Annotated in this window: 1 pseudogene; it reads right to left on the bottom strand. The window is 66.3% G+C overall.

Features of this window, described 5'->3' with window-relative positions:
• Positions 1-30: 30 nt before the first annotated feature.
• Positions 31-1,265: pseudogene (locus QLQ12_RS46790) on the bottom strand (IS3 family transposase).
• Positions 1,266-1,317 lie beyond the last annotated feature (52 nt).

The following is a 1,317-nucleotide window of genomic DNA, read 5'->3' on the forward strand; positions in this document are numbered from 1 at the left end:
TGTCAAGCCCCGGGTTTGATGGAGAGTTGTTTAGCTGGTTTCCAGGGGTGCGGTGACCGGTCGGGTCATCGCGTGTAGGTCCTCGTATTCGGCGGGTGGGACGTGGCCGAGCTCGCCGTGCAGGCGCCGGTTGTTGTACCAGTCGATGTACTCGACGGTGGCCATCTCCAGGTCGTCCAGGCCGCGCCACGGCCCCTTGTTGCGGACGAGTTCGGCCTTGAACACGGAGTTGAACGCCTCGGCCATCGCGTTGTCGAACGAGTCGCCCTTCGACCCGACCGAGGCCACGGCGCCGGATTCAGCGAGCCGCTGACTGTAGCGAATCGCTCGATATTGCACGCCCCTGTCGGAGTGGTGCACGAGTCCTTGCAGGTCAGCGCCGTGGTTCTCGCGCCGCCAGATCGCCATCTTCAACGCGTCGAGAGCCAGATCGGTGTAAAGACTCGTGGCCACCTGCCAGCCGACGATCATGCGGGAGTACACGTCCAGCACGAACGCGGCGTACACCCAGCCCACGGCCGTGCGCACGTAGGTCAGATCAGCGACCCACAGCTGGTTCGGCGCCTCTGCGGTGAAGTCGCGTTTGACCAGGTCACGAGGCCGTTCGGTCTCGGCCGCCGGCCGGGTCGTGCGCGGTGACTTGTCGCGCAGCAGCCCGCGCAGCCCGGCCTCGCGCATCAATCTTTCGACGGTGCACCGGGCCACCCGCACGCCACGACGGTGCAGGTCGTGCCAGATCTTACGGACGCCGTAGACGCCGTAGTTCTCGGCGTGGATCTGCTTGATCAGCGCGGTCAGTACGGCGTCGCGGCGGGCGCGGGCGCTCACGGGCCGGGTCTTGACGGCGTAGTAGGTCGACGGTGCGATCGCTGCGGGCGTGTCTTGCAGTGCCTGCAGGACCGGCTGGACACCGTGCTGTTCCTTCTGGGAGTCGACGAAGTCGACCTTCAACGCGACGGACGGTCCAGCTCCGCCGCGAAGAAACTCGCCGCGGACTTCAGGATCTGGTTCGCCCGCCGCAACTCACGATTCTCCCGTTCCGGAGCGGCGAGGCGTTCCGCGTCGCTGCTGGTCGTACCCGGCCGCTGTCCGGCATCGGTCTCGGCCTTCTTCACCCACGTCCGCAACGCCTCCGGATGAACCCCGCACTGATCGGCGATCCGCCGGATCGCGCCCACCGCGGACACCGGATCCCGGCGAGCCTCGACCGCCAACCGGGTCGCACGCTCACGCAGCTCATCGTTGTACTTCTTCGGTGCCGGCATAGCTAAATCTTCTCCCAGGTTTCGATGTCTCCATCAAACCCGGGGCGGAACA

The sequence above is a fragment of the Actinoplanes sandaracinus genome (genome assembly GCF_030009775.1).
GTDB classification, from domain to species: domain Bacteria; phylum Actinomycetota; class Actinomycetes; order Mycobacteriales; family Micromonosporaceae; genus Actinoplanes; species Actinoplanes sandaracinus.